This is a genomic window from Mycetocola spongiae, from assembly GCF_020424085.1.
Classification (GTDB): Bacteria; Actinomycetota; Actinomycetes; order Actinomycetales; family Microbacteriaceae; genus Mycetocola; species Mycetocola spongiae.
Genome location: NZ_CP080203.1, coordinates 54777 through 69847 on the forward strand (window position 1 = coordinate 54777; position 15071 = coordinate 69847).

A 15071-nucleotide genomic window follows, 5' to 3' on the forward strand; every position below is an offset into this window, starting at 1 on the left:
AAACGGGGCCCACCGAATACTCTTCGCCGAGCCATCGTCCGCCGGACGACCTGCCACACGCTAGTCCGCAAAACTGATATTTAGTGCAATATTCGGGCCCGTGGCATCCGCCCTGCCCCGGGCCCAACTACGTGGATATGCCTAGTTTCGCGCGCCCCCGGGTCCGGGGGTCACCGAATACGGAGGTGCGCCCTCGCGCGACCAGGTGACGAGGGTGCGCGCGGGTTCGCAGAGATAATGCTCCAGCGAGCCCTCCGAGGCGAAGGCAGTATGGGGCGTGAGCAGTGCGCGCGGATGCGAGCGCAGCGGATGGGCCGCCGCGGGCGGTTCCTGCGCCGTGACATCCAGCGCGGCGCGCAGGCCCCCGGAATCCAGCGCCGCCAGCAGCGCGGATTCCTCCACGAGTTCCCCGCGCGAGACGTTTATCAGCAGCGCCCCCGGGCGCAGTGCGGCGAGCTCGCGCGCGCCCAGCAGCCCCCGGGTCTGCTCGGTCAGCGGCAAATGCAGCGAGAGAATATCGGATTCCGCGAGCAGCCGGGAGGGCTCCACCCCGTCCACCCCCGCGGGATAGGACTCCAGATAGGGGTCGTGGGCGATCACCCGGCCCAGAAGCGGCCCGGCTATCCGGGCCAGGCGCCGCGCGATACGCCCGCAGCCATAGAGCCCCAGCGTGAGCGTGCTCAGCCGGCGCGGCAGCGGGCCGGGCAGCTGCGCGGTCCATCCGCCGGCCGCAGTGGTGGCCAGAGCCGCCGGCAGGTGCCGCTCGGCGGCCAGCAGCAGCGTGAGCGCATGCGCCGCGACCTCCTCGGTCGCGGCATCCGGCAGGGGCGAGAGCCAGATTCCGCGCCGGGTCAGCTCTGCGCTATCCACCATGTCAAAACCCGCACTCGTGGTGGTCACGATGCGCAGATTCGGCAGCCGGTCCAGGACCGCGGCATCCACCCGCGCATAGCCCACGATCAGCCCCACGGCTTCGCGCGCCGCCTCGGGCAGGCCCGAACCGGGAAGGTCGATCGAGAGCGTCGCGAAACCCGCGTCCTCCAGGATGCGCCGCGCGGGCTCCTGATCCAGATCGGTGCGATCGGTAAAAATAATCAGCGGGCGGGTCATGCCCGTGCCACCCGGTCCAGGTGGGTGGGGGCAAAGAGGCCCAGCACGGTGGGTACCACCACCACGCTGGGGCCCGGCGTGGCCAGCGCACGCGCCACGGCCCCCGCCGCCTCCCCGGGCGTGGCCAGTTCCGCGGGAATCCCGAAGGACCGCGCCAGCGCCACATAATCGGGCCGCGCCAGTTCGGTCGCGGTGGCCTCCCCAAAGGCCCCCACCATATATTCGCGCAGGATTCCATACCCGCCGTCGTCCACGATCAGCCACGTCACGTCCAGGTGATGCTGCGCGAGTGTGGCCAGCTCCGCGATGCCATAAAGCGCACCGCCATCCCCGGAGACGGCGAGCACGGGCGAATTGGTGCCCGCGAGGCGATGGCCCCAGGCGGCGCCGAGTGCCGCGGGCAGGCCATAGCCGAGCCCGCCCGCGCCCTGCGCGCTGGCAAAGCGTCCGCCGCGCGGATCCCAGGCCGACCAGGCCCAATAGGCGAGGATCGTCATATCCCAGAACGTATCGGTGTGATCGGGGACCGCGGCGCGCAGCGCGTCCAGCAGCGCGCGTTCGGCCTCAAGATCCTGGCCGTCCAGCCGCGAAATCACGGTGGAGAGGAGCGCGTCGATCCGCTCCCGCCCGTGCGCGAGCCGTTCCGCCAGGCCCGTGATCTCCCGGCCTGCCAGCTCCGCGGCCAGTGCCCGCAGCGCGCGATCGGCATCGGCATGTACCCCGAGCCCGTCGTGGTTGGAACATACCTTGCCCAGGTCCGCCTCGATCTGAATCAGGCTGCCGCGCGGCGCAAACGTGTGATAGTTGCTGGAGGTTTCGCCGAGCCCGGAGCCCACCACCAGCAGCACATCCGCGGCCTCAAGAAACTCGGTCACGGCGATATCTTCGAGCCAGGAGCGCGCCGAGAGCGGATGCTCCCAGGGCAGCGCGTTTTTACCACCGAATGTGGTGACCACGGGGGCCTGGAGCGTCTCGGCGAGGATGCGCAGGGCGTCCTGCCCTCCCGAGCGCACCACGCCACCGCCGGCGAGGATCACCGGATTCCGGGCCGCGGCCAGCAGATCGGCGGCCGCGCCGATCACCTCGGGACGCGGTTCCAGCGCCGGTATTTGGGCGCGCAGCGGGGCCACCACCGGTACCCGTCCCGCGGCCGCCTGCAGCAGGATATCCTGCGGAATCTCCACCAGCGTGGGGCCCGCGGGGGCGGCGAGTGAGGCCTCCCAGGCGGCGATCAGGGCCGAGGGAATCTGGGCCATGGTGCGCACCGTGAATACCGATTTCACGATTCCCCGGAATGAGGCTGACTGATCGGGCAGCTCGTGTAAATATCCGTGTCGCCCGCCGCCGAGGCCGGCCACGGGCACCTGCGCGCTGATCGCAAGCACGGGCACCGAGGAGGCAGCGGCCTCCTGCAGGGCGGCCAGCGAGGTGAGCGCCCCGGGCCCGGTGGAGAGCAGCAGCGGGGCCACGGAACCACTCACCCGGGCCAGGCCATCCGCGGCGAAACCCGCATTATTTTCCACGCGCGCGCTGAGATATTCCAGCGGGGAGCGGCGCAGGGCATCAAAGAGCCCCAGCGCGTGCTGCCCGGGCAGCCCCACCACGCCGCGCGCGCCCAGCGCCCGCAGCGTTTCCAGCACCACATCGCCGCCGATGCGTGCCGCTCTCATCGGTTCTTCTCCGCGATCAGCGAGACCAGGTCATAGGCAATATGGGACGCGGCCACGGCGGTGATATCGGCGTGATCATAGGCCGGGGCCACCTCCACCACATCGGCCCCCACAATATTCAGGCCCGCGAGCCCGCGTAGGATTTCCAGCACCTCGCGGCTGGTCAGCCCACCCGCCTCGGGGGTGCCGGTGCCCGGCGCATGCGCGGGGTCAAGCACGTCGATATCCAGGGAAATATAGAGGGGGCGGGCGCCCACGCGCTCGCGCAGCCGGGCGATGATCTCGTCCACCCCGAGCCGGAAGACATCCGAGGAGGTGAGGATGCCAAAGCCAAAGCGGCGATCATCCTCTAGATCGCGGTGCCCGTAGAGCGGGCCGCGGGTACCCACGTGACACAGCGCCTCGGTATCCACGATGCCCTCCTCCACGGCCCGCCGGAACGGGGTGCCGTGGGTATATTCCGCGCCAAAATAGGTATCCCAGGTGTCCAGGTGGGCGTCGAAGTGCAGGAGCGCTACCGGGCCGTGCACCGCGGCCACCGAGCGCAGCAGCGGCAGCGCGAGGGTGTGATCACCGCCGAGGGTCACGAGGGAGGTGCCTCCGCGCTGTAGCGCGGTGGCGGTATCTTGCAAAACCTCCAGCGCCTCCGGAATATTAAACGGGTTCAGGGCGATATCGCCGCCGTCCACCACCTGCAGCCGGGCAAAGGGGGAGATATCCAGTGCGGGGTTATAGGGGCGCAGCAGCCGGCTCGCGGAACGAATATGTTCGGGCCCAAAACGGGCACCCGAGCGGAACGAGACCCCGGCGTCCCAGGGGGCGCCGATCACGGCGATATCGGCGTGCTCCACCTCGTCGATGCGGGGCAGCAGGGCAAACGTGGCGGGGCCGCTATAGCGCGGCACCAGCGCGGAGTTTACGGGGCCACTATTGCCGTTCTCAACGACGCGCTCGGCGTTGGCGCTCAGGGCGGAGGGAAGGTGTGGGAAGGCAGACATGATGGATGTCCTTTCGACGTGGGGGAAAATTAGTGGTTATGCGGATCGAAGGCGATCGTGGCCGTCTCGGGCCGCGAAACGTTAATATCCTCGGTATCGCTCGCGGAGAGGCGGTGGGTCCACTCGGACATGATCGCCTCCTCGGTGGGGCGCGTGCACAGGCTCACCACCACATAGGTGACCAGGCCGGTTCCGAGGCCCACATAGATCGGCTGATTGGCCAGAATATCGGTGGCAAACATCGTGATGATCACGGCCACGGTGCCCACGAGGATGCTCGCCCAGGCGCCGGCGCGCGTGCCGCGCTTCCAGACCAGGCCGCCCAGGATCGAGACAAAGAGCCCGCCGACGAGGATGTTATAGGCGATCGTGAGTGCCGCGACCACGCTGCTGACCGAGGAGGCGATCAGGATCGTGACGATGCCCAGCCCGAGGATCGCCACGCGATAGACAGTGAGCGAGCCGCCCTGCGCGAAGCTCGGGGTTCCGGGGCGGAAGATCGCGCGCAACCGCGGGAAGATATCGCTGGTGAGTACCGTGGCGGATGCGATCAGCGCGCCGCTCGCGGTGGACATCATCGCGGCGAGGGCCGCGGCGAGCACCAGCCCGCGCACACCCGGCGGCAGCGAGTCCTGCACAATCGTGGCGAAGGCCTCATCGGGCACCTTCAGATCGGGGTAGATCACGCGGGTGGCCATCCCGATCAGCGCACCGGCCACGGCATAGATCAGGCAGTAGGCGCCGGAGGCGAGGCCGCCGATGCGCGCTACCTTCGGGGTGCGGGCGGTGAATACGCGCTGCCAGATATCCTGCCCGATCAGCAGGCCCAGGGTATACACCACGATATAGGTGATGATCGTGGCCCCGCCGATCGACCACGGGGAGAAGAAGGACTCGCCCAGGCGCTCGCGCATTCCCGAGAAGCCTCCCGCATGTACCAGCGAGATCGGCAGCAGCAGGAACAGGATGCCGATGGTCTTGATCACAAACTGCACCACATCGGTCAGGGTGATGGACCACATTCCGCCCATGACCGAATAGGCCACCACCACGGTGCCGCCGATCGCGATTCCGGCGATATTGGGGATGCCAAAAAGCACGTGGAAGATCGTGGCATAGGCCAGCGTGGAGGTCACCGTGAGCATGAGCGTATAGAGGAACATCACGATGCCCGAGATCAGGCCGGAGTTGCCGCCATAGCGCAGGTCCAGCATCTCGGTCACGGTATAGACCTTAAGCTTCACGATCCGCTTGGCAAAAAAGGCGCTGAGGACCAGGATGCCCAGGCCGATGGCCACCACCAGCCAGGCGCCGGAGAGGCCATAGCTATAGCCCAGGCCGATGCCGCCCACGGTGGAGGCCCCGCCCAGGACGATGGCCGAGAGGGCACCCGAGTACATAAAGGTGCCGAGGCGGCGGCCGGCCACCAGATAGTCGCTCTTGGTTTTGGAGCGCCGCAGGCCCCAGTATCCGACGCCGAGTATGGCGATCATATAAACGGCAATAACGATATAGTCCAGGACCACGATGTCCCCCAGGGTAATAGGTAGTGAGCTGAGTTTGGTTGTGCCAGGCTATCCACGCCCGCGGCCCCTCCGCTTCGATATTATGTCCCGGTAGGATAATTTTTGGGATAAATCATCCCGACTGGACGCGGGGGGATGGGCGCATGTCGCATAAGAGTGCGGGGTATGTGGGAGAGACGGCGCGGCCCACGGGGGTGGCCCTCGGGCGCCTGCTGGCGGCGGATGAGCTGGGGCTCGGGGTGCTTGCGGGGCCCGCCGATCCGGGCGCGATCATCCTGACGCACTGCGCCGTGATCGAGCTGGAGCATCCCGAAACCTATCTCACCGGGCACGAGCTGCTCCTGATCACGGGGCTGGGGCTGTCCGCCGAGCCCGGGCGCCTGGACGCCTATGTGGATGCACTATGCGCGGCCGGAATCTCCGCCCTCGGATTTGGGGTCGAGCCCGTTTATCCCGAGGTGCCCGAGGCCCTGATCGCGGCATGTGAGCGGGCCGGGCTGGTGCTCCTGCGGGTGCCGCGCGAGGTGCCGTTTGTGCAGATCACGGCGCAGTTCGCCCGCGAGCTGGAGAGCGTGCGGGTGCGCGGGCTGCAGTTTGTTTCCACGCTCGCCCGGCGGCTCACCCGCGCGGTCCTGCAACCGCATCCCGACCGCGCGCTGATCGAGGCCCTCGCCGAGCAGAGCGGCGCGCGCGTGCTGCTGCGCTCGGGCAGCGATACCTCCACCGCGGGGGTGCTGGCGCGGGCGCTGCCGCCCGCGGAGGAGGAGGCGCTGCTCTCCGGGGCGGTGGCCGAGCTGGCGCGCAGCGAGCGCGGCGAGGACCTGTTTACGGCCCCGGCCGGGGGAGCGCTGGAGGCAGTGGCACGGCGCATCGATCGCGACGGCGGGCGCGCCTCGCGCGGCACCGTGCTGCTGCTGATTAAAGAACATATTGGCAGCGATGACCGCACGGGTTTTGCCCTGGCCGCGGATCTCTTGCAGGCAGCGCTGGGGCTGCCGCGCTCGCAGACCATCGCGCTGGATCAGCTGATGATGCTGCTGCTGGTGGATGGTCCTCCGGCGGATCGCGCGGGCATCGAACGCTGGGGTCGGCTCGTGGCGACCTCGCTCGGGCGGGCGGGGACCCGCGCTGTGCATACGGTGGTTGCGGTCTCGGCCGCGGGGGAGCCCGCCCAGGCCACCGATCTGATCTGGTGGCGGCGGGCACTGGATACCCCGTTTGTGGATCACCGCGCGGGCGCGCTGCGGGCGCTGGTCGCGGCGGTCCCCGGCGAGCACGTGCTTGCCGATCTGCACGCCCGCGGCTGGCTGGCCTGCGTGAGTACCGCATATCCGGTGGATGAGCTGGCCACCGCGATCCGCGAGGCAGAGCTGCTTTTGCCCCGCGCCCGCGAGGCCGGACGGCCGCTGGTGGCCGGCAGCGAGCTGGAAACGCTGGGGGCGCTGATTCCCGCGCCGCTTTCGGATCTCTTTGCGCGCACGGTCCTGGAGGCGCTGCTGGCCGATCCGGCGGCCACGGAACTCGTGGATACGCTGTATACCTGGCTGTTGCATAACGGCTCTTGGGATGCCACGGCGCGCGCTCTGGGTGTGCATCGTAATACCGTGCGCCGCCTGGTGCCGCGCGCCGGTGCGCTCCTGGATCGCGACCTGGACGATGCCCATGTCCGCGCCGATCTGATCTTTGCGTTGCGGCATCATATTCGTGACGGTGGGGCCCGGGCGCGCACCCGCGGGGCCTAGCCGCCGCGCGCCGCCCGCGTGGATTCGCGGGCATCGGGCTCCGGGAGAAATACCACGGCCGAGCACAGCACAAGATGGATAAGCGCCACGAGGAGCACCGGCCGGGGATCAAATACCCACGCCCCGATGGGTCCCCGCGCCGCCAGGCCACCCCAGAGCACGAGGGTGGCCGCGATCGAGCAGATGAGTGCGAGTGCCGTCGCGGCGAGGACATACCCCAGGGATTCCTGGAGCCGTGCCGCCATGATCTGGCCGCGGCCCCAGCCGAGGCGGCGTAGGGTCTGGGCGTCGCGCGCCGCGCGGCCACCGCGCAGATATACGCCGAGCGCGGCGGCGGCCAGGCCCAGCGCGATGGGCACCCCAAACATCACCAGCATGAGGGGACCCTCCGCGGGCTGGGTGGGCGTGCCGTGAGAGAGTGATCGAATGATTCCGGTGACACCGGTCACGCTCCCCGCGATGGTTCCCGCGACCATTCCGGTGGCCAGAACCCCCGGGGTTGCGCGCACCCGGGCGCGGGCCGCGCGCACCGCGATATAGCTCACCGTGGAATGGCCCTGGGGGATCGGACCCGCGGTGATCCGCAGCAGCGCGGGATAGAGCCACGGGCCGAGGCAGTCCAGCAGAAAAACCAGCACCAGCCCGCTAAGGAGCGCGTTCATGCTCAGGTTGCTCTCGGATGCGGTGGACATGGTTGCGCCGATGCCGATCAGCAGCAGCAGGGCGAGCAGGGTTTTTAGCCACCGGGTCCGGGAGCGCGCGGGCGACCGAGTCGCGGCGGATTCGGGGGTGCCGCGGCCGCTCCGGAGCCGGGTGCCCAGGCCCGCGGTTCCCATCAGCACACACAGTTCCAGCAGGAGCAGCGTGGCGGCCACGGCCGCGGGCCGGGGGGCAAGCGCAAGCGCGGCGACCTCGGGGGTGAGCGTGCGCAGGGGCGCGCTGAGCAGCGGGGTTCCGGGGACGGACAGCGCCCAGCCCGCGGCGGTGCCCAGCGCGATGGACAGGGCAATGCTGCCCCGGATGATGAGCGCGATCTGCCCGGAGAGTAGGCCCGCCTGCCGCCAGCGGAGGATACTCTCGGCCAGGAGTACCACGATGGCGCGAATGGTGGAGCGCACGGCATGCAGGGCCACGCCCACCAGGATCACCAGCGGAAGCATGGTAAAGCCCCCGATGCCGCGAACCGCCCGCTCGTCGAGCAGATTATTGGCGCGCGCCTGGAGGGCATCACCCAGCATGGTCAAAAACGCGATGAGGCCGACCGCGATGAGGGTCGTCAGGATAATCAGGCCCGCCCAGACGCCCAGGGTCCGCAAAAACTCGCGATGCCAGAGCCGGAACATGCGCCTAGCTGAGTTCCCCGAAGGCGGCCAGCACGGCGGCGTGGCTCGGAGCGTGGAGTTCACCCAGGATCTGCCCGTCGCGGAGCAGATAAACCCGGTCGCAGCGGGCCGCCGCACCCAGATCGTGTGTGACCAGCACGGTGGCGGTGCCGGAATCGCCGAGGTCGGTCAGGAGATTCATGACGGCGGAGCCATTATGGGTATCGAGCGCGCTGGTGGGTTCATCGGCCAGGATGATCTGGGGGTGACACGCGATGGCCCGCGCAATTGCGACACGCTGTTGCTCGCCGCCGGAGAGGCGATCCGGGAGTGCCTCGGCGAGCGGCGCGAGGCCCAGCGCGTGTAGGAGGCCGATGACCAGCGCGGCATCGGGATGGTGCCGGATGCGCTGCGCAAACTCGATATTTTCCCGGGCGGTGAGCGAGGAGACAAGCCGGTAGTCCTGGGTGATGAGGCCGAGGGTATCGCGCAGAAATCTTTCCTGCCCGCGCGATCCGGCGCGATCCAGGAGGCGATCTTGGCAGCGCAGCGTGCCCTCATCTGGGCTCAGCACACCCGAGAGGCATGCGAGCAGCGTGGATTTCCCCGATCCCGAGGGCCCGATCAGGGCCACCCGTTCCCCGGGCCTAATCCGCATATCGATTCCGCGCAATACCGGAACCTGCCGGCCGCGCGAGCCGAAGGGAAATGATTTTTTCAGGCCGGTGGCGACCAGCGCATCCATGGGTTAGGTCCTTCCGCGTAGATGGCGTTGGGGCCCGGTGCCGGGTGGGCCCCGCGGCACCCGATAGGGGAGAGCGGACCCGTAACCGCCGATTTTGTGCCAGCGTACGGTGGGTTCCGTGGGAATGGGCCTGCCCTCGGGGATAAATCAGGGTGCCGGATCTCGCGACCGCACGGGAGAATTCCAATGCCCCACGGAGCTGCGGGCGGCGATATCGCGGTGTTCACGCGGATCGCCGGTGGGGGCAGCGCCCCGGGAAGCGGGCCCCGCCGCGGCCACTCGCGGAACCCCCGGGACACACAAAAGCCCGCGGGCAATCCCACAAGGAAAAGTGGAATCGCCCGCGGGCTTGCGGCCGAGGCGGGTGCCTAGTGCCCGTCGTGGCGATCGGTGAGGATGATCGGGCCGTCGGCGGTGATGGCCACGGTGTGCTCCTGGTGGGCGCCGCGCGAACCATCGGCCGAGCGCAGGGTCCAGCCATCGGGATCGGTCACGAGCAGATCGGTGCTCTGCAGGAACCAGGGCTCGATCGCGATCACGAGGCCCTCGCGCAGCGGAAAGCCGCGGTTCGGGCGGCCCTTATTGGTGATGTGCGGATCGCCGTGCATCGTGCGACCCACGCCGTGGCCGCCAAAATCGGTGTTGATCTTATAGCCCGCGAGGGTGGCAACCGCGCCGATCGCATTGGAGATATCGCCGGTCTTATTGCCCACCACGGCCTGGGCGATACCCGCGGCCAGGGCCTCGGTGGTGACATCGATCAGGCGGCGGTCCTCGGGACGCTCGGTGCCCACGATCACGCTGAGGGCCGAATCCGAGACCCAACCATTAACGCTCGCGGCGAAGTCCACGGTGAGTAGGTCGCCATCGGCGAGCGTATAGTCGTGCGGCAGCCCGTGCAGCACGGCGTCGTTCACGGAGGTGCACAGCACCTTGCCAAACGGGCTCGCGCCAAACGAGGGGTGATAGTCGATATAGCAGGACTCGGCACCGCGGTCGCGGATCATCTTATGCGCGAGCTCGTCCAGCTCCAGGAGGTTCACCCCCACGGCGGCCTTCTCGCGCAGCGCGCTCAGGACCTCGGCCACAAAGACTCCGGCCGGACGCATCTCGTCGATCTCGGCGGGTGTTCTCAGTTCAATCATGTGTTCCATTCTCGCAGTGCGGGCCGGGATCGGAAAACCCCGGGCCGCGGTTAGATCATTGCGCTACTCGCGCGGCCCGCCGGGACGTGGGTCTCCACGGCATCGGCGGCGCGGCGCAGCGCCCGGATCCCGGCCGTGAGGGTATCCGGGGAATAGCCAAAGGGGAGGCGCAGGTGGTGGTCAAAGCCGCCGTCGGTGCCGAAGCGGGTTCCGGGCACAATCGCGAGGCCCTCGGCGCGCGCGGCCACGGCCAGCGCGAGGGTCGAGACGCCCCCGGTATGCTGCCATAGCGACATTCCGCCGTTCACCACGTGGGGGCTCCACTCGGGGAAGTGCTCGGCGAGCAGCCCAAGCAGGTGATCGCGGTTCTGGCGCAGCTGGGCGCGGCGGAAGCCCACCATGACCTCGGTATCGCGCAGCGCCAGCGTACCCACGATCTGTTCCATGATCGCGGTGCCCAGGTCCACGCCCGAGCGCACGGCGAGTACCCGCTCGACCACTGTGCGCGGCGCGCGGATCCAGCCGATCCGCAGCCCACCCCAGGCGACCTTACCCAGCGAGCCGAGCGTCACGATGCCCGGGCCGTGGCCCGCGAGGGGCGAGCGATCGCCGCGGTCGATATCCAGCCAGGCGGTGGTCTCATCGGCGATGAGCGTGGTGCCGCGGCGCGCGGTGGCCTGGGCGAGCCGGGCCCGATCGGTCTCGCTCAGGCTGCGCCCGGTGGGGTTATGAAAATCGGGCATCACATAGGCGAGTGCGGGGGTATGTCGGCGCATGATCTCCTCGGCCGCCTCGATATCCCAGCCGTGCGGGTCGATCGGGGAGGAGACGATGCGGGCACCGGCCCCGGAGAGGGTATCAAAGGCGTGGGGATAGCTGGGGTGTTCGATCAGCGCGCGATCGCCCGGGCGCAACAGGGCGCGCGTCACGAGGTGCAGGGCGTGCTGGGCGCCGCTGGTCACGATGATCTGTTCGGGATCGGTGGCCAGGCCGCGGCCCGTATAGTGGTCGGCGATGGCCTCGCGCAGCATGGGCAGGCCGCGGGTGTCATAGCCGGAATCGGTGATCTCCCCGGGCAGGATTTCGAGGGCCCGCCGGTAATAATCCATGACGCCGGGATGGGCCTCGAAGCTGGCCTTGCGGAAATCGATCAGGGCGGGGGAGACGAGGTCGGCGCGGCCGCGCGAGCCCTCGGGCAGCCGCAGCCGACTCCCGGATCCGCGCACGCTCTCCAGGTATTCGCGCTCACGCAGCAGGCCATAGGCCGCCGCCACGGTATTGCGGCTCAGCTCCAGGCGGCCGCATAACTCGCGTTCAGCGGGCAGGCGGGTGCCCACGGGCAGGCGGCCGTCCAAGACCAGGAGGCGCAGGCGTTCGGCCAGCGCGCGATAGGCGGGAAGATCGTCGCGGCGCCATTCGCCGAGCTCGCGGAGCAGGCGCGCGGGGGTCACCGTGGAGGTTGGAGCCATCATCATTGGGCCACTTTATCAAAAGTGGCTCTATAAAAGGGGGCCAATCTCGGGCCTAATGATACGGGTGCGGTGTGCCGGAGTGTCCGGAGATTCCCGCCGCAGAGAAATGGACCACCCCGATGTATTTCCTCACCAGCCCCCGGCTTGGTATTCGCTCCGCCCGCCTCGCGATCGGACTGTTCTTTTATGGCGTGGCCCTCGCGCTTTTTGTGCGCGCGGGCCTGGGGGTATCCCCGTGGGACGTCCTCGCGCAGGGCGTGGCGCGGCATACCGGGCTCAGTTTCGGGTTGAGTGTGCTGGCGATCAGCCTCGTGATCATGTTGATCTGGATTCCGTTGCGCCAGCGCCCCGGGGTGGGCACCGTAATTAACGCGATCTCGGTGGGCCCGGTGGCCGATCTGATCCTGACCGTGCTGCCGGCACCCACGCATCTTGCCGTGCAGATCGGCTATTTTATAACCGCCATGCTCATCCTGGCCTTTTCCACGGCCCTCTATATCGGGGCGGGGATGGGCCCGGGGCCGCGCGATGGCCTGATGACAGGCTTCACGGGCCTGACCGGTGCGCCGGTCTGGGTGGTGCGCGGCACCATCGAGATCATTGCCGCCCTGGGCGGCTGGTTTATGGGCGGCGGCCTCGGAATTGGCACCGTGATCTTTGCGCTGGGTATCGGCCCGATGATCCAGTGGGCGCTGCGCGTATGCCGGGTACGCCTGGTCGGTGGGCGCGTGGTGACCTCGGATGCCGAGATCGGCGAGGCCCGGGCCACGGTGCGCCGTGGGCGAAATCATCCCGAAGATGGACGTTCGCCCGATGCGCCGGAGCCCCTCAACGCCTAGGCTGGAGTCATGCCGATACGCCGGATCTTCCTACGCTGGATGTTTATTGCCGTGGTGGTACTCCCACTCTGGCCCCTGCTGGGCTGGGCAATTTTTGACGGCGGCGGTGGCGGTTGGGATTTCCTGGGCCTCATGGTCGCGATGCCCGTCCTCTTTTTTGTGCTGCTGATCGTGGCCCTGCTGTTTTATGGGCGGGCAAATGTGCGGCGCAATCGCGCGCTGGAATGGGCCGATGTGGGCGTGCTCGCGGTCTGGCATGCAGCCATCATCGGGTTTGGCTTTTTTGGCCCCACCATGGCCCTCTTTGCGGGGCTCGGGGTCATCGCGGGGCTGGGTGCGCTGTGGTACGGACTGTGGCGCATCGTGCGCGAGGCCGCCGTGCGCAACCGCGAAACCCTCGCCGAGTTTGAGCGCCTGGCCAATGCCTCGCGCGGCAATCCTCCGCCGCGCTTTGATGACGACGGCGACGTCATCATCATCGAGGAGCGTCGCCCCTCCTAGGGTGTGCCCATTCCTTTTGGTCCGCGCCGTGTTTTCGTGACATAATAATCCCTTGTGCCGCGGCCAATCTCTGCCACAGGGGAGCCGGCGACTACGCGGGCACACAAACTTTAGTTCAAAATCCTATTTCGTAGTCGACCTGTGGCGGGTACAGAGAGCGAAACAACATGCATAACCTCGACGCAGTCGATGCAGCATCACTCAAGTCGGGTCTTCCCGACTTCCGCCCCGGTGACACCGTTAAGGTTCACGTAAACATCATCGAGGGCACCCGCTCCCGTGTACAGGTCTTCCAGGGCGTCGTTATCCGTCGCCAGGGAGACAGCGTCCGCGAGACCTTCACCGTTCGTAAGGTGAGCTTCCAGATCGGTGTCGAGCGTACCTTCCCGGTTCACTCCCCGGTCATCGAGCAGATCGAGATCGTCACCCGCGGTGACGTTCGTCGTGCGAAGCTCTACTACCTGCGCGAACTGCGCGGTAAGAAGGCGAAGATCAAGGAGAAGCGCGACTTCTAAGTCCCGCTTCCGCATTTTCGGCAAGCCGCCGGGAAACGAGCTCCCCACCACAGTATGCTGGTGGGGAGCTCGGGCGGTTAAATGACGGATAATGCAGTTACGGGGGAATCCCTCCCCCTTCGGAGCCGGAATCGTCCGGCAAAAAAACGCGGTGGATGGTATTTCCTGCGCGATATTGTGGTCATCCTCTTTATCGCCATTCTGGCCTCCTTCCTCGTGAAGACCTTCCTGGTGCGTTCGTTTTATATCCCCTCGGGTTCGATGGAAAACACGCTTCAGGTCAACGACCGCATCCTGGTGAACGAGCTGGTTCCCAATCTGGTGAGCATAAAGCACGGCGATGTGGTGGTATTCCGGGATCCGGGCGGCTGGCTGCCCGTGAGTCCCAAGGTTTCCAAGGCCCCGCTCGCGGAGGCGGGCGACTGGCTGCTGTCCCTCGTGGGGCTGAGCTCGCCGGATAATAATGACCACCTCATTAAGCGGGTGATCGGCCTGCCCGGAGACGTGGTGGAGTGCTGTAACGCGCTGGGCCAGCTCACCGTAAACGGCGTGCCGCTGGATGAACCCTATGTGAAGCTGCCCCCGGGCACGCAGAGCGTATCCGCGGTGAACTTTAAGCAGACCGTGCCCGAGGGCATGCTCTGGGTCATGGGCGATAACCGCTATGACTCCAAGGACTCCCGCTATAACCTCGAGGGTCCCACCAAGGGCTTTGTGCCGATCAAAAACGTGGTGGGTCGCGCGTTTGTGATCAGCTGGCCGATGGACCGCTGGAGCGGCCTCGGCAATTATCCCGAGGTATTCCGCGGTGTGGAACGGGATTCCGAGTAACCGTGGCCGTGAGTGATCCCACCGCCGAGGTGGAGCTGTCCCTGCTGTCCGGGGGAGCGCGGCTGGTGATCGGCTGCGATGAGGTGGGCCGTGGTGCCGTGGCCGGCCCCGTGGCCGTGGGCATGGCCGGTTATTATGCCGGGCTCGGCGAGCATCCCGCGGGCCTGCGCGATTCCAAACTGGTAAGCGAGAAGAAGCGCGCCCTGCTCGACCCGCTTGTGCGCGAATGGGCCCCCTATACCGCGGTGGGCATGGCCTCGGCCGCGGAGGTGGATGAGCTGGGCATCGTTCCGGCGCTTGCGCTCGCGGGGAAACGCGCGCTCGCGAGGCTGCATGAGGCGGGGGCGGATATCGCCGGCAGCATCATCCTGCTGGACGGCTCGCATGACTGGCTCAGCCCGGCGCTCACCCACCCGCTGGATGTGCGCACGCGCGTAAAGGCCGACCGCGACTGTGTCTCGGTGGCGGCCGCGTCGATCGTGGCGAAGGTGGAACGCGATACCCTCATGTGCGCGCGCGATCTGGAGTTTCCCGGCTATGGCTGGGCAAAAAATAAGGGCTATGGCGCACCGACGCACCTCGCGGCGGTCACCGAACTGGGGCTCAGCCCGGAACACCGCAAAACGTGGCTCACCGCCTACGTCTAAGATGGAGA

Annotated in this window: 14 protein-coding genes; 6 read left to right on the top strand and 8 right to left on the bottom strand. The window is 67.7% G+C overall.

The features are described 5' to 3' along the window. Positions 1-141: 141 nt before the first annotated feature. Genes KXZ72_RS00280 through KXZ72_RS00295 form a run of 4 tightly spaced genes read right to left on the bottom strand, consistent with a single transcriptional unit; the run spans position 142 to position 5304 of the window. Positions 142-1110, bottom strand: coding sequence for an NAD(P)-dependent oxidoreductase (locus KXZ72_RS00280; RefSeq protein WP_226081718.1), 969 nt, complete (start codon positions 1108-1110; stop codon positions 142-144). Beyond that, positions 1107-2780: a thiamine pyrophosphate-binding protein gene (locus KXZ72_RS00285; RefSeq protein ID WP_226081719.1), complete on the bottom strand. Its 1674-nt coding sequence runs from the start codon at positions 2778-2780 to the stop codon at positions 1107-1109. The genes KXZ72_RS00280 and KXZ72_RS00285 overlap by 4 nt, the downstream gene beginning before the upstream one ends. Next, positions 2777-3778, bottom strand: a complete 1002-nt coding sequence (speB, locus tag KXZ72_RS00290) for an agmatinase (protein WP_226081720.1) — start codon at positions 3776-3778, stop codon at positions 2777-2779. Before speB ends, KXZ72_RS00285 begins: the two co-directional genes overlap by 4 nt. A gap of 29 nt (positions 3779-3807) precedes the next feature. Continuing rightward, positions 3808-5304 carry a sodium:solute symporter gene (locus KXZ72_RS00295; RefSeq protein WP_318999877.1) on the bottom strand — a complete coding sequence of 499 codons (1497 nt, stop codon included), beginning with the start codon at positions 5302-5304 and terminating at the stop codon, positions 3808-3810. A gap of 143 nt (positions 5305-5447) precedes the next feature. On the opposite strand from KXZ72_RS00295, the gene KXZ72_RS00300 reads away from it, so the two are divergent. Further along, a complete protein-coding gene (locus KXZ72_RS00300; RefSeq protein WP_226081721.1) occupies positions 5448-7046 on the top strand; it encodes a PucR family transcriptional regulator in 1599 nt (532 codons plus the stop codon). Here KXZ72_RS00300 and KXZ72_RS00305 read toward each other — a convergent pair. The 4 genes from KXZ72_RS00305 to yczR form a co-directional block, all read right to left on the bottom strand. Then, the gene (locus KXZ72_RS00305; protein ID WP_226081722.1) at positions 7043-8389 is read right to left on the bottom strand and encodes a hypothetical protein; all 1347 of its coding nucleotides are present in this window, start codon (positions 8387-8389) and stop codon (positions 7043-7045) included. The two genes, KXZ72_RS00300 and KXZ72_RS00305, sit on opposite strands and share 4 nt — an antisense overlap. 4 nt (positions 8390-8393) lie before the next feature. Beyond that, positions 8394-9113: an ABC transporter ATP-binding protein gene (locus tag KXZ72_RS00310; RefSeq protein ID WP_226081723.1), complete on the bottom strand. Its 720-nt coding sequence runs from the start codon at positions 9111-9113 to the stop codon at positions 8394-8396. Positions 9114-9481: 368 nt separating this feature from the next. Beyond that, the gene (gene map, locus KXZ72_RS00315; protein ID WP_226081724.1) at positions 9482-10258 is read right to left on the bottom strand and encodes a type I methionyl aminopeptidase; all 777 of its coding nucleotides are present in this window, start codon (positions 10256-10258) and stop codon (positions 9482-9484) included. Positions 10259-10308: 50 nt separating this feature from the next. Next, positions 10309-11733 carry a MocR-like transcription factor YczR gene (yczR, locus tag KXZ72_RS00320; protein ID WP_226081725.1) on the bottom strand — a complete coding sequence of 475 codons (1425 nt, stop codon included), beginning with the start codon at positions 11731-11733 and terminating at the stop codon, positions 10309-10311. A 116-nt stretch (positions 11734-11849) separates the two neighbouring features. Here yczR and yczE point away from each other — a divergent pair, with 116 nt between their 5' ends. From yczE to KXZ72_RS00345, 5 genes are all read left to right on the top strand, one after another. Next, positions 11850-12569: a membrane protein YczE gene (gene yczE / locus KXZ72_RS00325; protein ID WP_226081726.1), complete on the top strand. Its 720-nt coding sequence runs from the start codon at positions 11850-11852 to the stop codon at positions 12567-12569. 9 nt (positions 12570-12578) lie between these two features. After that, positions 12579-13070 (top strand): hypothetical protein, encoded by a 492-nt coding sequence (locus KXZ72_RS00330; RefSeq protein WP_226081727.1) that lies wholly within the window; start codon positions 12579-12581, stop codon positions 13068-13070. 167 nt (positions 13071-13237) lie between these two features. Continuing rightward, complete coding sequence (gene rplS / locus KXZ72_RS00335; protein ID WP_226081728.1) at positions 13238-13585, top strand: 50S ribosomal protein L19; 348 nt, start codon at positions 13238-13240, stop codon at positions 13583-13585. A gap of 81 nt (positions 13586-13666) precedes the next feature. Beyond that, a complete protein-coding gene (lepB, locus tag KXZ72_RS00340; protein ID WP_226081729.1) occupies positions 13667-14416 on the top strand; it encodes a signal peptidase I in 750 nt (249 codons plus the stop codon). Between the two features lie 2 nt (positions 14417-14418). Continuing rightward, positions 14419-15063 (top strand): ribonuclease HII, encoded by a 645-nt coding sequence (locus KXZ72_RS00345; RefSeq protein ID WP_226081730.1) that lies wholly within the window; start codon positions 14419-14421, stop codon positions 15061-15063. Positions 15064-15071: the final 8 nt, after the last annotated feature.